Below are 17288 nucleotides of genomic sequence, written 5' to 3' on the forward strand. Positions count from 1 at the left end.
CAGCCCGTCCTCGCCCGCCTCTGTTGACGCTCAGCTAATTCCTCTGGCTTGCGCTCACCTAATGGGACTGGTCATGTCACTTGTCGGTGGCAGCATGCTGGGGGCGTGCGCGTGGTCAGGGGAGTCTCGGTTTCGGCCCACCCAGGATGCGGCGGCCAGGGTGAGGGCGGCCAAGGCCGTTGAAGAAGCCCGTCTCCGTGCGTCGTTCGGCAGACTGGCTTTGGGCGCGTCGTTCAGCCTCATTCGGTTGGTGATTTGGTGGGTAGGTGAATGGTGAAGGTGGTGCCCGGGCCTGTGTGTTCGCCTAGGGTGATGGTGCCGTGGTGGCGGTCGATGATGGTGCGGGTGATGATCAGTCCGAGGCCGGTGCCGGGTATTCGCCGCTCGAGGGCGGTGGATGCGCGGTAGAAGCGGCGGAACAGCCGGGGGCGTTCGTCGGGTGGGATCCCGATGCCGGTGTCGGCTACTGACCAGGTGATCCATTGCTGACCGCTCGCGTCGGGGACCGCGTCGGCGGTGGCGGTGATGGTGATGGTGCCGCCGTTTGGGGTGTACTTGATGGCGTTGGTGAGCAGGTTATCGGCGACTTGTCGGAGCCGGTCGGCGTCGGCGTGCATTGGCAGCGCGGTAGGGACATCGACGGTGATAGCGAGGCCTTTGTGTTCGGCTTGCCGGGCGAGGGCCTCGTGGCAGGCGGTGATGACCTCGCGAAGGTCGGTGGCGGTGGGGGTGATGCTGATGTGGCCTGCTTCGAGGCGGGCCAGGTCGAGTAGGTCCTGCGACATGACGGTGAGTCGTCCGGCGCTGCGGGCGATGACGTTGAGGGTCGTCTTGAGTTCGTCGGGGCTGAGGGTGTCCAGGTCATCGAACTCGCCCAGAGCAGCGGTGATGACCGACAGCGGGTTGCGTAGTTCATGCGTTACCAGTGCGATGAATTCGTCCTTAGTGCGGGCGAGTTCGACGGTGAGTTCCTCGGCGCGGCGCCGTTCCCAGTACTGGCCGATTTGCGCGGCCAGGCCGGTGAGGAGGCTGACCAGTGTGTCCTCGGGGTCTTCGGCCCGGTCTCCGTAGACGCACAACGCGCCCAGCCGATGGCTCCCACTGGCGATCGGCACGCCGACAGCTACGTGCAGGCCGGCCTGTGCCGCAGCTCGTGACCGTGGGGAGACTGTGTCGGCGGCCAAGTCGGGGATCCACCATGGCCGGTTGGTCTGATGCACGCGGCCGGGGAGTGCGACACCGAGTTCCAACTCATCAAGGGCGAAACGGCCGAGCACTTGTCTCGGGCCGCTGTGCCGGGCCGCGCAGTACAGCAACTGTCGGGCCTCGTCGGCGAGCCACAGCTCCGCGACCGGCCATCCCATCGTCACTCCGAGCGCTTCGACGACCCGGGCGGCGGCGGCTTTCGAGGAGCCGGCCTCGGCGAGACCACGGGCCACTGCCTGCTCAACCGCACCGAACCGGGCTGCTCGCTGAACGATCGTTATGTCCCGGGCGAAGATGTGAAGAATTGGCCCTGCGGGCCCGGTGGTGACGGCCAGGCTCACCTCGATGGGGAACTCGTGACCGTCGGCATGCCGGACCACTCGTTGCAGCCGGCGTCCGGCAACAGGTTGGCCGCCGGCGGCCAACCTGGCCAGGGTCTGCTGGAAGGCCGTCGCGTACCGCTGCGACACGATCAGCTCGTCCAGCGTGCGCCCGCACGCCTGGGCCCGCGAGTAACCGAAGGTCGACTCGGCCGCCGGGTTCCAGCCGACCACCCGACCTGCCGCATCGATCGCCACATAGGCCTCGACCGCGGCGGCCAGCAGGTGTTGCGGGTCACCCACTTTCGCCCGGTCGCAGAACACTGCCGTCGGCGCCGACCGGTGCGTCGCGGGTGGCTCCAAAGCGTCGGAATGCAGGTCGGAGGGCATGGCAGCCTACCTTCGTGTTAACTCTGGCACTCCGGGTGAACGCGATCAGTCCCCGGCCGGCAAACGGCGAACGGCAGAGGATCACCGCGGCGTTGTGGACGCTATACCCTGCCGGTTGCACCGACCCGGCAATCACCGATGTGCTGACCCCTACGCCAAACATCTGAACATCTACCCACGGCCGGGGGCCCGAACTGTTGCTGTGTCGGAAGCGCGCCGGGGTGTGTGGGTCCGTAACGCGAACGGGCACAGCTCCGCGCGGTGATTGCGACGATGTCAGCTGGGTTCTGGCCCCGGGCAGGCGTTGGGCGCCAACCGGCGCTGTGATCGCCTGGCTACGACGGTTGTATCTCGCACCGTCGTAGCCAATCGCCTGAAACTCGGAAACCTCGAGCCAGGACTGAGCGCCGCGGTGAGATCTCCCGAGGCCGCTGGGCACGGGAGGCTCCATTCCGGCTCAAGTAATGGGACCGGTGGAGGCGCCGGTCGGTCGCGGTTTGCCGGGCCATTTTCGGGGTAAGCGGACGGGGTGGATGAGGATCAGTCGCGGTCGAGTTGGTTGAGCGCAGAGACGCTGTGGGCTTGACCCGTTTTGACGGACAGGGTTGATGAGTTGATCTTCAAGCTACCTTGAGGGCTGGCAGCAGGCTGATGACGGTGCCGCCCTCGTAGGTGGCCGGGCTCAGGTAGCCGAGGCTGGAGTGCCGGCGCCGGGTGTTGTACCAGCCCTCGATGTACTCGAATATGGCCTGTTGAGCGGCTTTGCGGGTGGGCCATGCCTGGCGGTGGATGAGTTCGGTCTTGATCGTGGAGAAGAACGATTCGGCGACCGCGTTGTCCCAGCACTGCCCGCGCCGGCCCACGCTCAGCCGCACGCCGTGCCGCTTCGCGAGGCGGGCGTGCTGGGCGCTGGTGTATTGACAACCGCGATCGGAATGGAAGACGAGACCGTCGGCGGGCCGGCGCCGGGCAAGGGCGTCGGATAGGGCGGCGTTGACGAGGTCGGTTCTGAGATGGTCGGCGACCGCCCAGCCGACGACGCGACGTGAGGCCAGGTCGATGACGGTGGCCAGGTAGAGCCAGCCTTCCCAGGTGTTGATGTAGGTGATGTCGCCGCACCAGCGGGTATCGACCGCGCCGGCGTTGACGGTGAAGTCGCGGTCGACCAGGTCCGGCCGGTCGCCGGCGTGCGGGTCCGGGACGGTGGTGGTCTTCCAGCGGCGTGGACTCTTGCCGCGCACACCGGCGGCGCGCATCCGCCGGGCGATGCGTTTACGGCCGTGCCGCAGCCCGGCCGCGGCCAGTTCAGCGTGGATACGCGGCGCCCCGTAGGTGCCATTCGATGCGGCGTGCACGACGCGGATCTGCGCGGTCAACCGTTCGTCGACCCGGTCCCGGGTGGACTGCTCGCCGCGGGCGTGCTGGTAGTAGGCGGACCGGGAGACCTTCAACAGCTCGCACGCACGCTTGACGTTGTGCTTACCGGCCTGCTCCGCCGCGATGAACGGATACACGTTCACCGGGTCTCCCTCGCGAAGAAAGCCGTGGCCCGCTTAAGAATGTCGACGTCCTGCTGCAACCGGCGGTTCTCCGCCCGCAGCCGGGCCAGCTCGGACCGCTCATCACTGGTCAGCCCGTCCGCGCGGGCGCCGGCGTCGAGCTCGGCCTGTTTGACCCACGCCCGCACCGCCGTCTCGGTCAGGTCGAAATCCCTCGCAACCTGCCCGACCGTGCGGTCACCACGCTGACACAACTCCACGATCTCAGCCTTGAACTCCGGCGTGAACGCCCGCCGCGGCCTCGATCGCTTCTTCCCCACGCTCTCCATGATGCTGGACATCCTCCCGGAGACCCCAGGTCCCCTGATCTTGGATGTCCGTCAAAACGGGGCAGGCCCACTGGCGGAGGTTGCCGCGAACAGCCGATATCTGTGTGAGCGTGCGGCCCGGGCGGTGGCGGAAGCTCGGCAGATGTGCGAGAGAGCGCGGGCTGCGTCCATGCGACGGTCCTTGAGTCAGGGTTCCGCGTCTCGTCGTCCGGTCTGAGCCCTGCGTTAGAAGGGCGGCTGAGCGGAGTCGTGGTCGTGCTGGCAGGCGTCGAGCGTCCAGTTCTCGATGTCGTCCGGCCAGGGCACGGGGCGGCCGAGGTCGTCGAAGAAGCCGGTCTCGGTGTTGTCGGCGAACAACCCGGCGTTGAGTGCCTCGCGTTCGGGCCAGGACGGGAGGTTTCGTGGTGCCGGACCGGTCATGGTGCGGGCAGGGCGCTCGGCGCGGCAACAAGGCCGTGGGGGATCATTTGCCTGGGGCTGGGGCTGGGGCATTAGGTCGTTTGTTCGGCCGGTAGGACGGGCCGTTCATGAAGACCTGGTGGCTGTTGTTGATCAACCGGTCCAGCAGTGACTCGGCGACGACGGGGTTCGGGAACAGCGGATACCAGTCCTGGGGCGCCCGGTTCGCGGTGATCGCGTTGGAGCGGCCTTCGGCGATGCGCTGGGAGATCAGTTCGTAGAGGTCGTCGGCTTGGCCGGGGGTGAACTCGCGCATCGCGAAGTCGTCGAGGATGAGCAGGTCGGCTTTGACGTGGGCGGCCAGGCGTTTGTCGAAGGTGCGGTCGGCGTGGCCGCCGGCCAGATCGGCCAGGATGCGGCTGGTCTTGTGGAAACGAACCTCGGCGCCGGCGCGGATGGCCAGGTGTCCCATGGCCTGCGCGACGTGAGTTTTCCCGACGCCGACGGCGCCGTAGAGGATGATCGATTCTCCCGCTTGCAGCCAGCGCAGCGCAGCGAGGTCACGGATCTGCGCGGCGGGCAGTTTCGAGTTCGCGGAGAAATCGAAGCCTTCGAGGGTGGTTTCGGTGTCGAAGCGGGCGCGGCGCAGCCGGCGGCTCATGGCGACTTGTTCGCGGCGGGTGATCTCGTCGTCGCAGAGGATCTGCAAGAACTCCAGATAGCCGAGGTCGCCGCCTTGGGCTTGGGCGAGGCGGGCGTCGAGGGTCTCGAGCATCCCGGACAGTTTCAGGGCCCGGAGGCTGTCGGCCAGGGCGGGGCGCAGGATCGTCATCGTGTCGTCTCGGCCTTCGTCGCTTCGGCTGGGGTGAGCAGGGTGGGGGTCATGACGCGGCGTCGTGTGGCGCGTCGGCCTGACGAGCGGGCTTCGGCCCGCTCGTCGTGTCCGCGCTCGTCGCGGCGGCCGGGGTCGGGACGGGGAACGGGATGATGTCGGCGAACAGGCCGGCGGGGCCGTGCAGGAACGCGGGCGCGCCGCCGTCGCCGGTGGGGCGGTCGGCTTCGATGTCCTCGAGCCCGGCAGCCAGGATGTTGCGGATGGTGCGGTAGGACGGATCGTCGGCCGTGGCGGCCTTGCGGCAGGCTGCTTCCAGGCGGTCGTCGGAGTACTTGCCGGCCAGGTTGAGGATCGCCTGCGCCGAGCGCAGCCGATGCAGCGCCGGCCCGTCCAGCAGCTCGGCGACAACGGCGGCGGTCGCGGGCCCGGTCTGCTCGGCCCGGTCCCGGCACCACTGCGGCGTGCGCGTGTGGAACGCGATCTTCTCCGGCGGATAGTCCGCGACGTCCGTGGCCCGGCCCCTGTCCGTGCGGACGTGCGTCTTGACCAGCTCACCGTGGTGGAAGACCTGCACCATTGTCGCGGTGGCGCGGATGTCGACCAGCTGCCCGATCAACCGCCAGGGCACCGAGTAGAGCGCCTTGCCGCACTTGACGTGAACGTCCGAGCCGACCTTGGCCCGCGACCACTCCGCCAAGGTGAACGCCGCGACCGGCAGCGGGGTCAGCGTGCCCGCCTCGGCCTGGTCGAACACCTGGATCGGGGTGCGTCCGTCCAGGCCGCGGTGCTTGCGTTGCCCGGCGACCTCCCGGCACCAGTGCAACGCGGAAGCCTGCATCTCGACCAGCGAGGTGAACTCCCGGCCCTTCCACCACGAGTCCCGGATATAAGGCATCTGCCGCTCGACGCGCGGCTTGTCCTTGGGCTTTCGGGCCCGCGCCGGGTCGACCAGCACGCCGTAGTGCGCGGCGAGCTCGGCATAGGCCCGGTTGAGTTTCGGGTCGTAGAGGTCGGGCTTGTCCACCCCGGTCTTCAGGTTGTCCGGGATCAGCCGAGCCGGACTACCGCCGAAGAACGCGAACGCCTCGACATGACTGGCCGTCCACGACGCCTGATCCATACTGATCACCGGCCGCACGAACATGTGCCGCGAGTGCGACAACACCATCACGAACGCCCAGACCCGCTGCGAACGGCCGGTCCGCGGATCCATCCACGAGCCCAGCAGGCCGTAGTCGATCTGCCCTTCCAGCCCCGGCTCCGGGTCGGCACGCAGCACCGTCACCTTGTCCCGCGCCGCGTCCTCAGCCAGGTTCGCCGTGACATACCGCTTGAACGAGGCCAGCGACCCGGCAACCCCGTGCTCGTCACGCAACCGCTGATGGATCGTCGCCTTGGTCACCCCGGCCCGCAGCATCTCGACGATGTAGTCGTGATGCTTCGCGAACTCCGGCCAGGTCACCTGCCGAAGCCGGGTATCGGTCAGATGCGGAAACCACTGCCTGACCAGCGGCGCCCAGTCCTCCTGACTCATCGGCGGCGTCCCACCCGGCACGAACCCCGCCGCGACCGCCGCCTCGACATACCGCCGGATCGTCTTGCGGTCCACCCCCAACGAGCCCGCGACGTCGTACTGAGACCGGCCCGCGTACCAGTGCGCCAGGATCTCGGTTATATCGATCACGTGGAACGTCCTCCTCGCCATCCGCTCCCCAAAGGGCATGCCGACGTGAAGATGATCTACGCGACAGAGCGATGATCTTGGCAACTACGGCGGAACGCTCGCCGTCCCCTTCACGAACATCACGAGCGGCCCGGTAGTCCATGACGAGCGCGCACCAGGGGAATTACGTGAGCGGATCACGGGCCCTTGGGGGAATTACGTGAGCGCTGACACACCCCCAGCGAGACTTGCTCACGTGTCGTCGGCTGGGCATAACCGTGCACGTAGGGTGACGGCTGCCTGAGGCAGCGCATACCTTGTCTGCGGCAGATGAGTACGTTGCGGTGGGTCTTTGTCGTACCCCCATGCGAACATCCGTGCATCCCGGAGAACGTGTGGAGGTCAGTTGACGCCCGTACCCGCCCCGTCCTTACCTTCGTGGGTAGCCGTGGTCCACGCGCTGCCGCTCGGCCCTGGTGGTCGTGTCTTCAGGACTCCCCATGTCACTTACGTGCTGGAGGAAGACGCACTGCACATCCTCTTCGAGCCGGGCGACCGCCCCGGCCGCACCGGCATCCGCGACGCTACCGAGGTCGAGGTGTACGCCCCGTTTCCACCCGAGATCCATGCTGTTCTCTGGCCACAGTGTTCTTCCCGCCGACTTAGTCGACCCGTGGCCGGGTACGTCCGCGTCGCCGGTGGTTACCTGCCACTCGGCCGACTCGTTCAACGTGGCGCCGCCTACCTGGGCACGACGCTGTATCGCATGACGTATCAGCTGGAGACGCCGATCTCGTTTCGCGTGCTGGACCGGGTGCGTGCTGCTCCGGTCGATCAGCCGTGTCCGGGTGCAGAATGGCTGCGGCACCTGCCGCATGACCCGGTCAGCGCGCTGCGCGGCTTCGTGACGGAATGGTATGCAGACCTCGCCCCGCCACTCGGCCCGCTGTCCAGCGCTGTGATGCCGACTCCGCTGGCCGTCGCGTATGAGGTGATCGCAGGGCGCGACGTCTTCCGACAGGATGGCCTGTTCCCGCCACATGAACTCAAGCAGGATCACGCCGGACGGCTGGTTTTCGGTTATGAGAATCAGGGCTGCTTCCGGCTGCTGACCCTGCCTGAAGGCGACGACCCGCCGGTCTGGATCCACTGGGACGACGAGGAGCCCTTGCTCAGCGCTTTGCCACTGAGCTGTTTCCTGCTTGCCACGCTGCTGTTCGAGGCGCTGCTGACCAGTGAATACCGGATGCACGGCCGGGTCTGGCGTGAGGACAAAGAGCGGGCGGTCGCTGGTCTGAAACGGGTGCCACTGGCCGGCCGGGAGATCCACGACGACAATGCCGAGACATATGTGGGGCGGGGTTTGGTGATACAGGCCCAGCCGTGGGACGAGGACACCTGGACGATCTCCGCAGCAGCGAGACACCGCGCGGACCTGCTTCCCGTGGAACGGTTCCGGAACATGTGAGTTCCCCCCGTTTCGACGGAGCGGTGGTTACCTGCTTCCGGTCGGGGCAGGGGTGAGGTTATCTGGCTCGGTGTGGGCGTGCCAGGCGGACTCGTATTCGTCCGGGCTGAGGTAGCCGAGTTCCTTCTGGATGCGGCGGGTGTTGTACCAGGTGTCGATATACTCGAAGATCGCGTTCTCGGCCTCATCGCGGGTCCGCCACGACGTTCGGTAGACCAGTTCGATCTTCAGCGTCGACCAGAAGTTCTCCATCAGCGCGTTGTCGAACGAGTCACCGACCGACCCCATCGACGGCCGGATTCCGTTGTCCTGCAAGCGCTGTGAGAAGCGGAAACTCGTGTAGTTCGATCCTCTGTCGCTGTGATGTATGAGCTGGCCGTCGCGGACGTCACGCGACCAGATGCCGTACTCGAGGGCGGCCAGGATCAGATCGGTATCGCACCGGTCGGAGGTCTTCCACCCGACGATGCGGCGGGAGAACACGTCGCGGACGGCGGCCAGCCAGAACACGCCCTCGCCGCACGGGATCCGGGTGGCATCAGCGACCCACAGACGGTTCGGGCCGGTCGCGGTGAACTGGCGGTTGACCAGATCCGGCGCCGGCGTGTGCGCGGGATTCTGCTTCGTTGAGCCGCCGCGCCAGCCGCGGCGCAGGAACGCCCCGTGCCAGCCCTGGCCGGCCATCAGTCGCTCGACACGCTTGCGGCCGACCCGGATGCCGTCACGACGCAGCTGCCGATGAATGCGGTCGGCGCCGTAGGTGAAGCCGGACGCTTCCCAGATCTCATAGATGTTGGAGAGCAGCCCGAGGTCGACCAGGTCCCGGTCACAGGGCTGTTTGGCCTGCCTGACCCACTGGTAGTAGGTCGACTCGGCGATGTTGAGAACCCGTAGCAGGAGCGCGACCGCGAAGCAGTCACGGTGTTCGTCGATGAACCTCATGACCGTCGCCGGGCCGGGCCGAGCTCCGATGCGAAATAACTGGACGCGGCACGCAGGATCTCATTCACCCGGCGCAGCTCAGCGACCTCTTCCCGCAGCCGGCGGCTCTCCTCCGCCATCTCCGTGGTCGGCCGGTCATGACGTTCGCCCGCGGCCTGCCGGATCCAGTTCCGCAAAGCCTCGTGATGCACGTTCAGTTGCTCGGCCAGCCGCCGGATCGTCGGCTTCGGCTCCGACTCGCGATACAAACGCACAGCACGCGCCCTCAGCTCATCGGGGTACTTCTTCGGTGCGGCCACAGAACTTCCTCCCCATGATCAGTCGATCATGCTTGAGAAGCTCCGCCAAACCGGGGGGAACTCACTGCAGCTGGGCTTGACCCGTTTTGACGGACAGGGTTGATGAGTTGATCTTCAAGCTACCTTGAGGGCTGGCAGCAGGCTGATGACGGTGCCGCCCTCGTAGGTGGCCGGGCTCAGGTAGCCGAGGCTGGAGTGCCGGCGCCGGGTGTTGTACCAGCCCTCGATGTACTCGAATATGGCCTGTTGAGCGGCTTTGCGGGTGGGCCATGCCTGGCGGTGGATGAGTTCGGTCTTGATCGTGGAGAAGAACGATTCGGCGACCGCGTTGTCCCAGCACTGCCCGCGCCGGCCCACGCTCAGCCGCACGCCGTGCCGCTTCGCGAGGCGGGCGTGCTGGGCGCTGGTGTATTGACAACCGCGATCGGAATGGAAGACGAGACCGTCGGCGGGCCGGCGCCGGGCAAGGGCGTCGGATAGGGCGGCGTTGACGAGGTCGGTTCTGAGATGGTCGGCGACCGCCCAGCCGACGACGCGACGTGAGGCCAGGTCGATGACGGTGGCCAGGTAGAGCCAGCCTTCCCAGGTGTTGATGTAGGTGATGTCGCCGCACCAGCGGGTATCGACCGCGCCGGCGTTGACGGTGAAGTCGCGGTCGACCAGGTCCGGCCGGTCGCCGGCGTGCGGGTCCGGGACGGTGGTGGTCTTCCAGCGGCGTGGACTCTTGCCGCGCACACCGGCGGCGCGCATCCGCCGGGCGATGCGTTTACGGCCGTGCCGCAGCCCGGCCGCGGCCAGTTCAGCGTGGATACGCGGCGCCCCGTAGGTGCCATTCGATGCGGCGTGCACGACGCGGATCTGCGCGGTCAACCGTTCGTCGACCCGGTCCCGGGTGGACTGCTCGCCGCGGGCGTGCTGGTAGTAGGCGGACCGGGAGACCTTCAACAGCTCGCACGCACGCTTGACGTTGTGCTTACCGGCCTGCTCCGCCGCGATGAACGGATACACGTTCACCGGGTCTCCCTCGCGAAGAAAGCCGTGGCCCGCTTAAGAATGTCGACGTCCTGCTGCAACCGGCGGTTCTCCGCCCGCAGCCGGGCCAGCTCGGACCGCTCATCACTGGTCAGCCCGTCCGCGCGGGCGCCGGCGTCGAGCTCGGCCTGTTTGACCCACGCCCGCACCGCCGTCTCGGTCAGGTCGAAATCCCTCGCAACCTGCCCGACCGTGCGGTCACCACGCTGACACAACTCCACGATCTCAGCCTTGAACTCCGGCGTGAACGCCCGCCGCGGCCTCGATCGCTTCTTCCCCACGCTCTCCATGATGCTGGACATCCTCCCGGAGACCCCAGGTCCCCTGATCTTGGATGTCCGTCAAAACGGGGCAGGCCCAAGCGCGTTGCGTCAAGCCTGGCAACGACTCGGCCCGGCCCCGCTGACTGAACGGTGTTGGTACTAGGCGTTGGCCAGCATGCGGGCGGCCAGCTTGCCGGCCGTCTCCTCGATCGCGGCGAGCGAGGCCTCCCACCTGTGCAGCTGAGACCGCATATCCTCGACCTTCGTGGCATCCTGCTTTGCGGCCGCAATGGCGTTTTCCACTGCGGTGATCGGCTCCCGAAAACGAGCCTCCAGTTCGCGATAGAGCGAGTCGGTGGAGCGCCTCAGCTCGCTGTGGAGCTTGCCGGCATACTCCTCGGCTATCAGGCCGGCATTGTTGGTCAGCTCCTGCCGGAACTCCCGGACCGCGTCCTGCTGGACGCGCCGGTTCGTGAAGTGACGGATTACCACCGGAATCGCGACCACGGACAGCACCAGGGGGGCGGCGACGGCCGCCACCGCCGTGGTGCTGGCCACCCCAACCGCAGCGAACACTCCCAGTGCGGCTCCTGCGCCGGTGCCGCCGACCAGGATTCCGAGGCCGGCGTTCTGCGCGGTCTTCGGGCTCGCCTCGACCCTCGTCACCGCGGATGTGGTCATGTTCGTCAGCCACCGGCGCAGCGTGGCATCGTCGATGGTGCGCGGTGTGCTGAAGAGCCCTTCTTCCAGTTGCTCCATCTGGATCGCGTAGTCGCGCAGCACCGGCAGCAACTCACCCTGCAAATGGTCCTGGCGCTCGGCGATGAACGCGTTCAGCTGGTCCAGGGTGAAGGCACGCATCTGCCGATCCAGTTCGGTGGCCAGACGCTCATTGAGCTTGACCGCGGCCGTCCGCCGGCCAGCGGGAAGGATCCGGCTGATGTGCACGTCGGTCCGACCACGGGCGGCCCACGCGTCGACCTCCTCTGACTTTTTGCGAAGGAAGGTCTCGGTCTGCTGACGAAGCAGGGCGGTCGACTGATCGGTCCAGTTTTTCAGGGTGAGTTCTATCAGCCGGAGTGTGTGCTCAATGTTGTGCCGTACCTCGCCCTTGCTGTCGAGGATAGTGCGCAGGTCCTTCGCGTTGCGATCCAGCACCTCTCGCTGCCTGCGGACCTTCTCTCTCAGCCTGAAGATCTCTTGGCGGACAACCTCGGCTGGCCTTTGTAGCTTCAGCCGATCGCGGCCTTCGCGGAAGAACGCCCGCAGAGCATCCTCCAGCGCCGGTACGTTGGAGCCCGCTTCCAGATCCGCCTTCGCGGGGTCGGTCCGGGCTAACAGCGCCTGTTTCGCACTGGTGAAGTAGATCCTGGGGTCGGACCGGCGATTCATCTTCCGCGCGATGGCGCGGCACCGGCTCTCTACGTCCGCGCGATCCCGGTCTTCGATCTCGTCGACCTGGTTGACCACGAAAAAGATGTCGTCGTGCCCATGCTTGCGCAACAGGTCGAGATAGTAGTTCTGGTCCTGCTGCTTGAACGCAGCCTTCGCCAGGGTCACGTAGATGACCGCATCGACCAGCGGCAGGTAATTCATCGTCACCCGCTCGCGTTCCGGGTCCTCGTTCACACCAGCGCTGTCGATCAGTTCCACCCCCGCGCTCAGGATCGGGAACGGGCCGTAGACCGCGCCGTGCACGTATGGGCTCCGCATGGTCTGACCCTCTTCGTCCAAGCGAAGCTCGACCTGGCGCTGAAACTCCTCAATGGAGACGACATCGACCATCTCCGGGCTGTTCTCGATGTCCCGGCTGAGCCGCGCGGAGCGCTCATCCGCGCGGGAGACCACGGTGGTGAACGCGGTCGTTGGGTTTGCGCTGCGCGGAAGAATGTCTTCGCCAAGTAGCGCGTTGATCAGCGTGCTCTTGCCGCTGCTGAAGTCGCCAAAGACCATCACCCGGAACGCCTCGCGGTGAATGCTATTGCGAGCCGCTTCGAGTATCCGCGACTGCGTGCTCGGCAGGTGCTCGTGGTCAATGCCGCGTTCTACGCCGTCAGCGATGGTCTTGACCCGCTCGAAGATCTCAAGCAGTTCACTGCGCCACGTCTGCCAGCGCTCCGGAATGATTCTGCGATCATTCATCAATCTCTCGTAGCCTCTCCGTGATCTGACGCTTCGCACGTGCGGCGTCCGAGCGCAGTGCGGTCCATCGGTCGATCGGCACGCTGTCGTCCCAGGCCTGCTCGCGCGTCCGCCACCAGGTGTCATGCCGCTGCTCGCCAGCCTCGACCAGGCGGGTGAACAGCTGTGCGGTCTGGCTGGCCGCGCCACCGGTGATCGCGGTCGTCCAGTCGTCCACGAACCGGTTGAGCGCGCCCTCCGCGGCGCGCAACTCGGACTGCTGGACACGCTTTTGCAGGAACTGTGTCGCACCGCGGCTGAGCAGGCCGCCCAGAGCGTTGGCCGCCGGGATCACCGGCGGCGCGGCCAGCGCGAGCCCCGCCGATGCAACGGTCCGCACGGACTCCGCGACCGCTTCCGCAATGAGCTCGATGGTCGCGGCGGACAAGGCACCGCCCGGCCGTGACGGTGCCGGCGCCTCGCCGAGCGGCCCGTCGCAAAGTGGTGTCTCGGCCAACTCGTCCAGCGTGTCGTCGTCGCTCAATGCGCGGCCGGCCAGCCGTCTGTCAACCCATTGCGCGGTCTCGGCGAATGCCTCGTGCAGCAGCCGACCCATCGCCGTGTCATGCGCCGCGAACTGCTCGTTGATCTGCGCGGAGATCTCGGTCCATCTGGCGGCCGGGGAAGGGCTGCCAGCGAGCTCTTGGGCGTACTTTTCGGCAAGTGTCCCACCGAGCCGATGCGTGTCCTCGGTGATTCGGTCGACAAGCTGGCTGGCCCGCGGCTCAAGCTCCGTCTTGAGCATTGCCCATAAGGCCCGGCTCGCACCTCGCTGGGCCCGAATGCGTTCCAGGATCACTGTTCGCTGCGGGGTCTCCAGAGTGGCGGCACGCAGTCCTTCCTCGGCGACCTGGTCCAGGTCGCTGCAGGTCTGCAACAGCACGTCACCGACCGGTCGGCCCTGGCGCCGCCGGTGACCCGCGAGCACGGACAGCCGGGACCGCAGCGCCTCGACCCGGTAGGAGAAGCCGCTATCGGCCAGGTCGACGCCCGGACCCTCGAAGACCTCGACGCCCGGGCCAGCCGCGCGACCGATCCCGCGCGCGCGGCGCAGCACGAGGTCGTCATTGACCCCGTCGAGCATGGTGATCACGATCAGCGGTGGGTCCGGCCTCCGCATCGCGGCGAGCGTCGACAGCAATGCCCGTTCCCGCAAATCGAATCCACCGACCGCCCGGACGACCAACACCGCCACGTCGCTGGCGGCCGCGGTGGTCTCAGCCGTGTGCGGCCGGTCAACGCCGACCTCGTCGCTGTCCAGACCCGGTGTGTCCACGAGTTCCAGCCCCCGGGTGCGCAGCCACGGTGATTCGACCGGAATCACGCGCTCGACCACCGACGGCACGTGACCGCTGTCGTCCGGCACGACACTGCCGGCCGAGTCCCGCTGCCCCGACCGGATCAGCGTGACCCGCTCGTTTGTGGGCACCGCGCGAACCCGAAGCAGCGGAAAGCCGAGCAGACTGTTGATCAGGCTTGACTTCCCAGCCGAGGAGTGGCCGAGGAAAGCCACGCGATATGCGCTGCGGGACAATTCCTCACGCAGGTAAGCGAGGTCCTCTGAAACATGGCTCAGTCCGAATCTTTCAGCGATCTCGATGAGATCGCTGATCTCATCAGCCCAGTCTGACACTGCTGCCCCGCAATTATGTCGTGGTGAATGTCGGCTTCCGCGATACTAGTGACGTGGCGCTCCGCATGGCCTCCGGAAGAGAGCCGGGAATGTCGACCTGTCCGTCCACCAGGTGGGCATAGTCGGCGCGGAGCGCAGCACATCGGACGAGGCCGTTCCGGCTCTTCAGCCCGGAGCAGTGGGCCGACTGACACAACATCCCAATCGATGTATTCCCCGTATCGGGGCGAGACGTCCCGCTCGACGGCCGGTTCTGACCGGAGACGCCGACGAGGCCTCTGAACACTTCGCTCGCCCTGGACAGCCGACAGCGGCGGCTCCTGTCCGGCGGCCTCACCACCGCCGACCCGCCGGAGGCACGTTCCGGAACCCAGCCGCTACCGCAGCGACATCAGCCTTGAGCGCAAGGCGGATTCGACAGGATGTCGTCTGTGAGTCCCCGCCGGTTCACATCCTGCGAGGGAGCGGTCATGTCTACGCCTGCCCTGCATCCAGTCGAGGCGACGCGCCGATCGTGTCGGCGCACGCGGCTCTCGACGGCCTGTCCATCCGAACGCTCGCGTCTTCGGCTACGCCATGGATGACCTGCATGGCCACAGCGCGAGCGAACACGACGAGCCGATCCCCGAGAATGCCGCCCGATCGGGCCCGCCTGCGCATGCCGCTTCAGTCACCAGGCCTGCCGCCGGGTCAGCGGCGTCTACACCTTCGGGGCCACCGGACAGTGGCGCGTCACGATATGATTCTCGCCTCGGCCAGCAGGAGGAATCGCAGCCGATCCGCAACGAGGTACGGATTAATGGCAGTCCGGAAGGACACGAGCCTAAAGCACCCGCCCACGCGGAAGACAATGCACCCGCCAGCCGGAGCCTGCGTGTCACTACACCGGCCGAAGCGCCCGACCTCACGCCAGGCGCAGCCCGCGCGTTGCTACGCGTCCTGCTCAACGCGGCCGGCAAGCAAGGAATCGCACCACCCGACTCCGCCAATCGGCACGAGAAGTAGCGAGGTAGGCATAAACTTCGGTTTCTACGGCCGCGTCTCGACCGAGGACCAACAGGACCCCGCCGCTTCTCGCGGTTGGCAACTGTCCCGGGCGAAAACGCTCATCGAACCGGCCGGTGGCCAGATTGTGCACGAGTTCTTCGACATCGGGCCCTCAAGGTCGATCCCCTGGAAGCGACGTCCCGAAGCAGCACTGCTGGCCGCGTTGAAGGACCCGCACCGCGGCTTCGACGCGATCGTCATCGGCGAACCCCAGCGCGCGTTCTACGGCAACCAGTAAGGCCTGACGTTCCCCCTCTTCGTCCACTACGGAGTCCAGCTCTGGGTCCCCGAGGTCGGCGGCGCCATCGACCCGGAAAGCGAAGCCCACGACCTGGTCATGTCCGTCTTCGGCGGCATGAGCAAAGGCGAACGCACCCGCATCCGCATCCGCATCCGGGTCCGCTCCGCCATGGCCACCCAAACCGTCATGGAAGGCCGCTTCCTCGGCGGCCGACCGCCCTACGGCTACCGCATCATCGACCTCGGCCCGCACCCCAACCCCAGCAAGGCCGCCATCGGGCACCGCCTCCACGGACTCGGCCTCGACGAGCAGGCAGCACCGATCGTCGTCCGCATCTTCACCGAATACATCTCAAGCGCCGGCTTCTTCGCCATCGCCCAGGGCCTCACCCACGACGAGATCCCTGCCCATCAGCACACGACCGCGACCGCAACCGGCACCGCAGCGGCATCGCCTGGTCCAAGGGCGCCGTCCGCGCCATCCTGACCAACCCCCGATACACCGGCCACCAGGTCTGGAACCGCCAGCGTAAACAGGAGGTCCTGCTCGACGTCGACGACGTCGCCCTCGGCCACGAAACCGAAATGCGCTGGAACGACCCGAACGTATGGCTCCGCTCCACCACCCCCAGCCACCCGGCCATCGTCACACCGGAGACCTACCAACTCGCCCAGGACGTCTTCGCCGCCGGCGGCCGCGGCAAACGGAAAATGCCCCGCACCACCCCACGCCCGTACCAGCTCAGGGGCCTGATCTACTGCGGCCTCTGCGAGCGCCGCATGCAGGGGAACTTCAACCACGGCCTGCCGCACTACCGGTGCCGCTTCCCCAACGAGTACGCCCTGGCCAACCACGTCGAACACCCACTCACGGTGTACCTGCGCGAGAACCCGGTGGCGGGTGCCCGACCCTGTCTCAAGACCGAAGTGTTCCGGTATGCCGCAACCAATCTTTTGATCTGCGGTCCACCAGCGATTTCCTGCGGCGATGCCAACAGCACACGTTTCAATGAACCACACGGTGGTATGCGTGCTGCCGACGCTCGAGCGGTGCCGACATCGTCGTCGGCCGCAAACGCCGCCTTCGGCGTCGCCGGGGTGTGCGGACCATGAGTCGCTGCCGGGGCGATATCGACTCGTCCGATTCGCACACCTCGGACAGCCGCGACCGCCCGTCTCGCAGGGGTTCTCATGACCGCCGGTGTCCGCTATCCGATTCCTATGCGACGTTGATGGAGACGCGCGCTCGGGAGTCCGAGAAGCAGCGGTGGGATCGGAACTTCACCGATCTGCTGGGTGAATTGCGGATCACGCAGAACGGTATGCATATCATGTTCGCGTTTCTGCTGGTCCTGCCATTCGGGACACGATTCGGCGCGGTGACCGCTGCCGAGCGGCCCAGTACGGTACGCGCCCGCAGCAGCTGGGCGATGGCCACGGTCGACCAGGGGCAGGCGATGTCAGTGTAGACGACGATCGTTGTGGGCTCAGCCTGCGGACGGGTCATATGGACGGCTCCCTCCCTGGACGCTGCTGGGCGTG

The 17288-nt window shown here is 66.8% G+C and carries 16 protein-coding genes and 1 pseudogene; 5 read left to right on the forward strand and 12 right to left on the reverse strand.

What is annotated here, in order from left to right; translation table 11 throughout:
- Nucleotides 1–239 precede the first annotated feature (239 nt).
- The 6 genes and pseudogenes from J2S42_RS08760 to istA all read right to left on the reverse strand — a co-directional run.
- The gene (locus J2S42_RS08760; RefSeq protein ID WP_307237301.1) at nt 240–1916 is read right to left on the reverse strand and encodes a sensor histidine kinase; all 1677 of its coding nucleotides are present in this window, start codon (nt 1914–1916) and stop codon (nt 240–242) included.
- A 620-nt stretch (nt 1917–2536) separates the two neighbouring features.
- Nucleotides 2537–3436, reverse strand: a complete 900-nt coding sequence (locus tag J2S42_RS08765) for an IS3 family transposase (protein WP_307237304.1) — start codon at nt 3434–3436, stop codon at nt 2537–2539.
- Nucleotides 3433–3735, reverse strand: a complete 303-nt coding sequence (locus J2S42_RS08770; protein ID WP_370879152.1) for a transposase — start codon at nt 3733–3735, stop codon at nt 3433–3435. The genes J2S42_RS08765 and J2S42_RS08770 overlap by 4 nt, the downstream gene beginning before the upstream one ends.
- A 234-nt stretch (nt 3736–3969) precedes the next feature.
- Nucleotides 3970–4164 (reverse strand): hypothetical protein, encoded by a 195-nt coding sequence (locus J2S42_RS08775; RefSeq protein ID WP_307237306.1) that lies wholly within the window; start codon nt 4162–4164, stop codon nt 3970–3972.
- A gap of 43 nt (nt 4165–4207) precedes the next feature.
- On the reverse strand, nt 4208–4975 hold the full coding sequence (istB, locus tag J2S42_RS08780; protein ID WP_307237311.1) for an IS21-like element helper ATPase IstB: 768 nt from the start codon (nt 4973–4975) through the stop codon (nt 4208–4210).
- Nucleotides 4976–5099: 124 nt separating this feature from the next.
- Nucleotides 5100–6662, reverse strand: a pseudogene (istA, locus tag J2S42_RS08785) (IS21 family transposase); the annotation flags it as partial.
- Between the two features lie 490 nt (nt 6663–7152).
- Here istA and J2S42_RS08790 point away from each other — a divergent pair.
- Nucleotides 7153–8109 carry a hypothetical protein gene (locus tag J2S42_RS08790; protein WP_307237318.1) on the forward strand — a complete coding sequence of 319 codons (957 nt, stop codon included), beginning with the start codon at nt 7153–7155 and terminating at the stop codon, nt 8107–8109.
- Nucleotides 8110–8136: 27 nt separating this feature from the next.
- Here the strand turns inward: J2S42_RS08790 and J2S42_RS08795 are convergent, their stop codons facing one another.
- The 6 genes from J2S42_RS08795 to J2S42_RS08820 all read right to left on the reverse strand — a co-directional run bounded on the left by J2S42_RS08795 (nt 8137) and on the right by J2S42_RS08820 (nt 14459).
- Nucleotides 8137–9051 (reverse strand): IS3 family transposase, encoded by a 915-nt coding sequence (locus J2S42_RS08795; RefSeq protein ID WP_307237321.1) that lies wholly within the window; start codon nt 9049–9051, stop codon nt 8137–8139.
- A complete protein-coding gene (locus tag J2S42_RS08800; RefSeq protein ID WP_307237324.1) occupies nt 9048–9350 on the reverse strand; it encodes a transposase in 303 nt (100 codons plus the stop codon). The genes J2S42_RS08795 and J2S42_RS08800 overlap by 4 nt, the downstream gene beginning before the upstream one ends.
- 114 nt (nt 9351–9464) lie before the next feature.
- Nucleotides 9465–10364, reverse strand: coding sequence for an IS3 family transposase (locus J2S42_RS08805; protein ID WP_307237304.1), 900 nt, complete (start codon nt 10362–10364; stop codon nt 9465–9467).
- On the reverse strand, nt 10361–10663 hold the full coding sequence (locus tag J2S42_RS08810; RefSeq protein WP_370879152.1) for a transposase: 303 nt from the start codon (nt 10661–10663) through the stop codon (nt 10361–10363). The genes J2S42_RS08805 and J2S42_RS08810 overlap by 4 nt, the downstream gene beginning before the upstream one ends.
- 141 nt (nt 10664–10804) lie before the next feature.
- Nucleotides 10805–12787, reverse strand: a complete 1983-nt coding sequence (locus tag J2S42_RS08815; protein WP_307237327.1) for a dynamin family protein — start codon at nt 12785–12787, stop codon at nt 10805–10807.
- Nucleotides 12780–14459 (reverse strand): dynamin family protein, encoded by a 1680-nt coding sequence (locus tag J2S42_RS08820; protein ID WP_307237330.1) that lies wholly within the window; start codon nt 14457–14459, stop codon nt 12780–12782. Before J2S42_RS08820 ends, J2S42_RS08815 begins: the two co-directional genes overlap by 8 nt.
- A gap of 1132 nt (nt 14460–15591) precedes the next feature.
- Here J2S42_RS08820 and J2S42_RS08825 point away from each other — a divergent pair.
- The 4 genes from J2S42_RS08825 to J2S42_RS08840 all read left to right on the forward strand — a co-directional run bounded on the left by J2S42_RS08825 (nt 15592) and on the right by J2S42_RS08840 (nt 17215).
- Nucleotides 15592–15744 carry a hypothetical protein gene (locus J2S42_RS08825; protein WP_307249313.1) on the forward strand — a complete coding sequence of 51 codons (153 nt, stop codon included), beginning with the start codon at nt 15592–15594 and terminating at the stop codon, nt 15742–15744.
- 99 nt (nt 15745–15843) lie between these two features.
- Nucleotides 15844–16233, forward strand: a complete 390-nt coding sequence (locus J2S42_RS08830; RefSeq protein ID WP_307249315.1) for a hypothetical protein — start codon at nt 15844–15846, stop codon at nt 16231–16233.
- Complete coding sequence (locus J2S42_RS08835) at nt 16230–16859, forward strand: recombinase family protein (protein ID WP_307248667.1); 630 nt, start codon at nt 16230–16232, stop codon at nt 16857–16859. The genes J2S42_RS08830 and J2S42_RS08835 overlap by 4 nt, the downstream gene beginning before the upstream one ends.
- A gap of 119 nt (nt 16860–16978) precedes the next feature.
- Nucleotides 16979–17215 carry a DUF6328 family protein gene (locus J2S42_RS08840; protein ID WP_307237333.1) on the forward strand — a complete coding sequence of 79 codons (237 nt, stop codon included), beginning with the start codon at nt 16979–16981 and terminating at the stop codon, nt 17213–17215.
- The last annotated feature ends 73 nt before the right edge of the window (nt 17216–17288 follow it).

It is taken from the genome of Catenuloplanes indicus (assembly GCF_030813715.1).
GTDB classification, from domain to species: domain Bacteria; phylum Actinomycetota; class Actinomycetes; order Mycobacteriales; family Micromonosporaceae; genus Catenuloplanes; species Catenuloplanes indicus.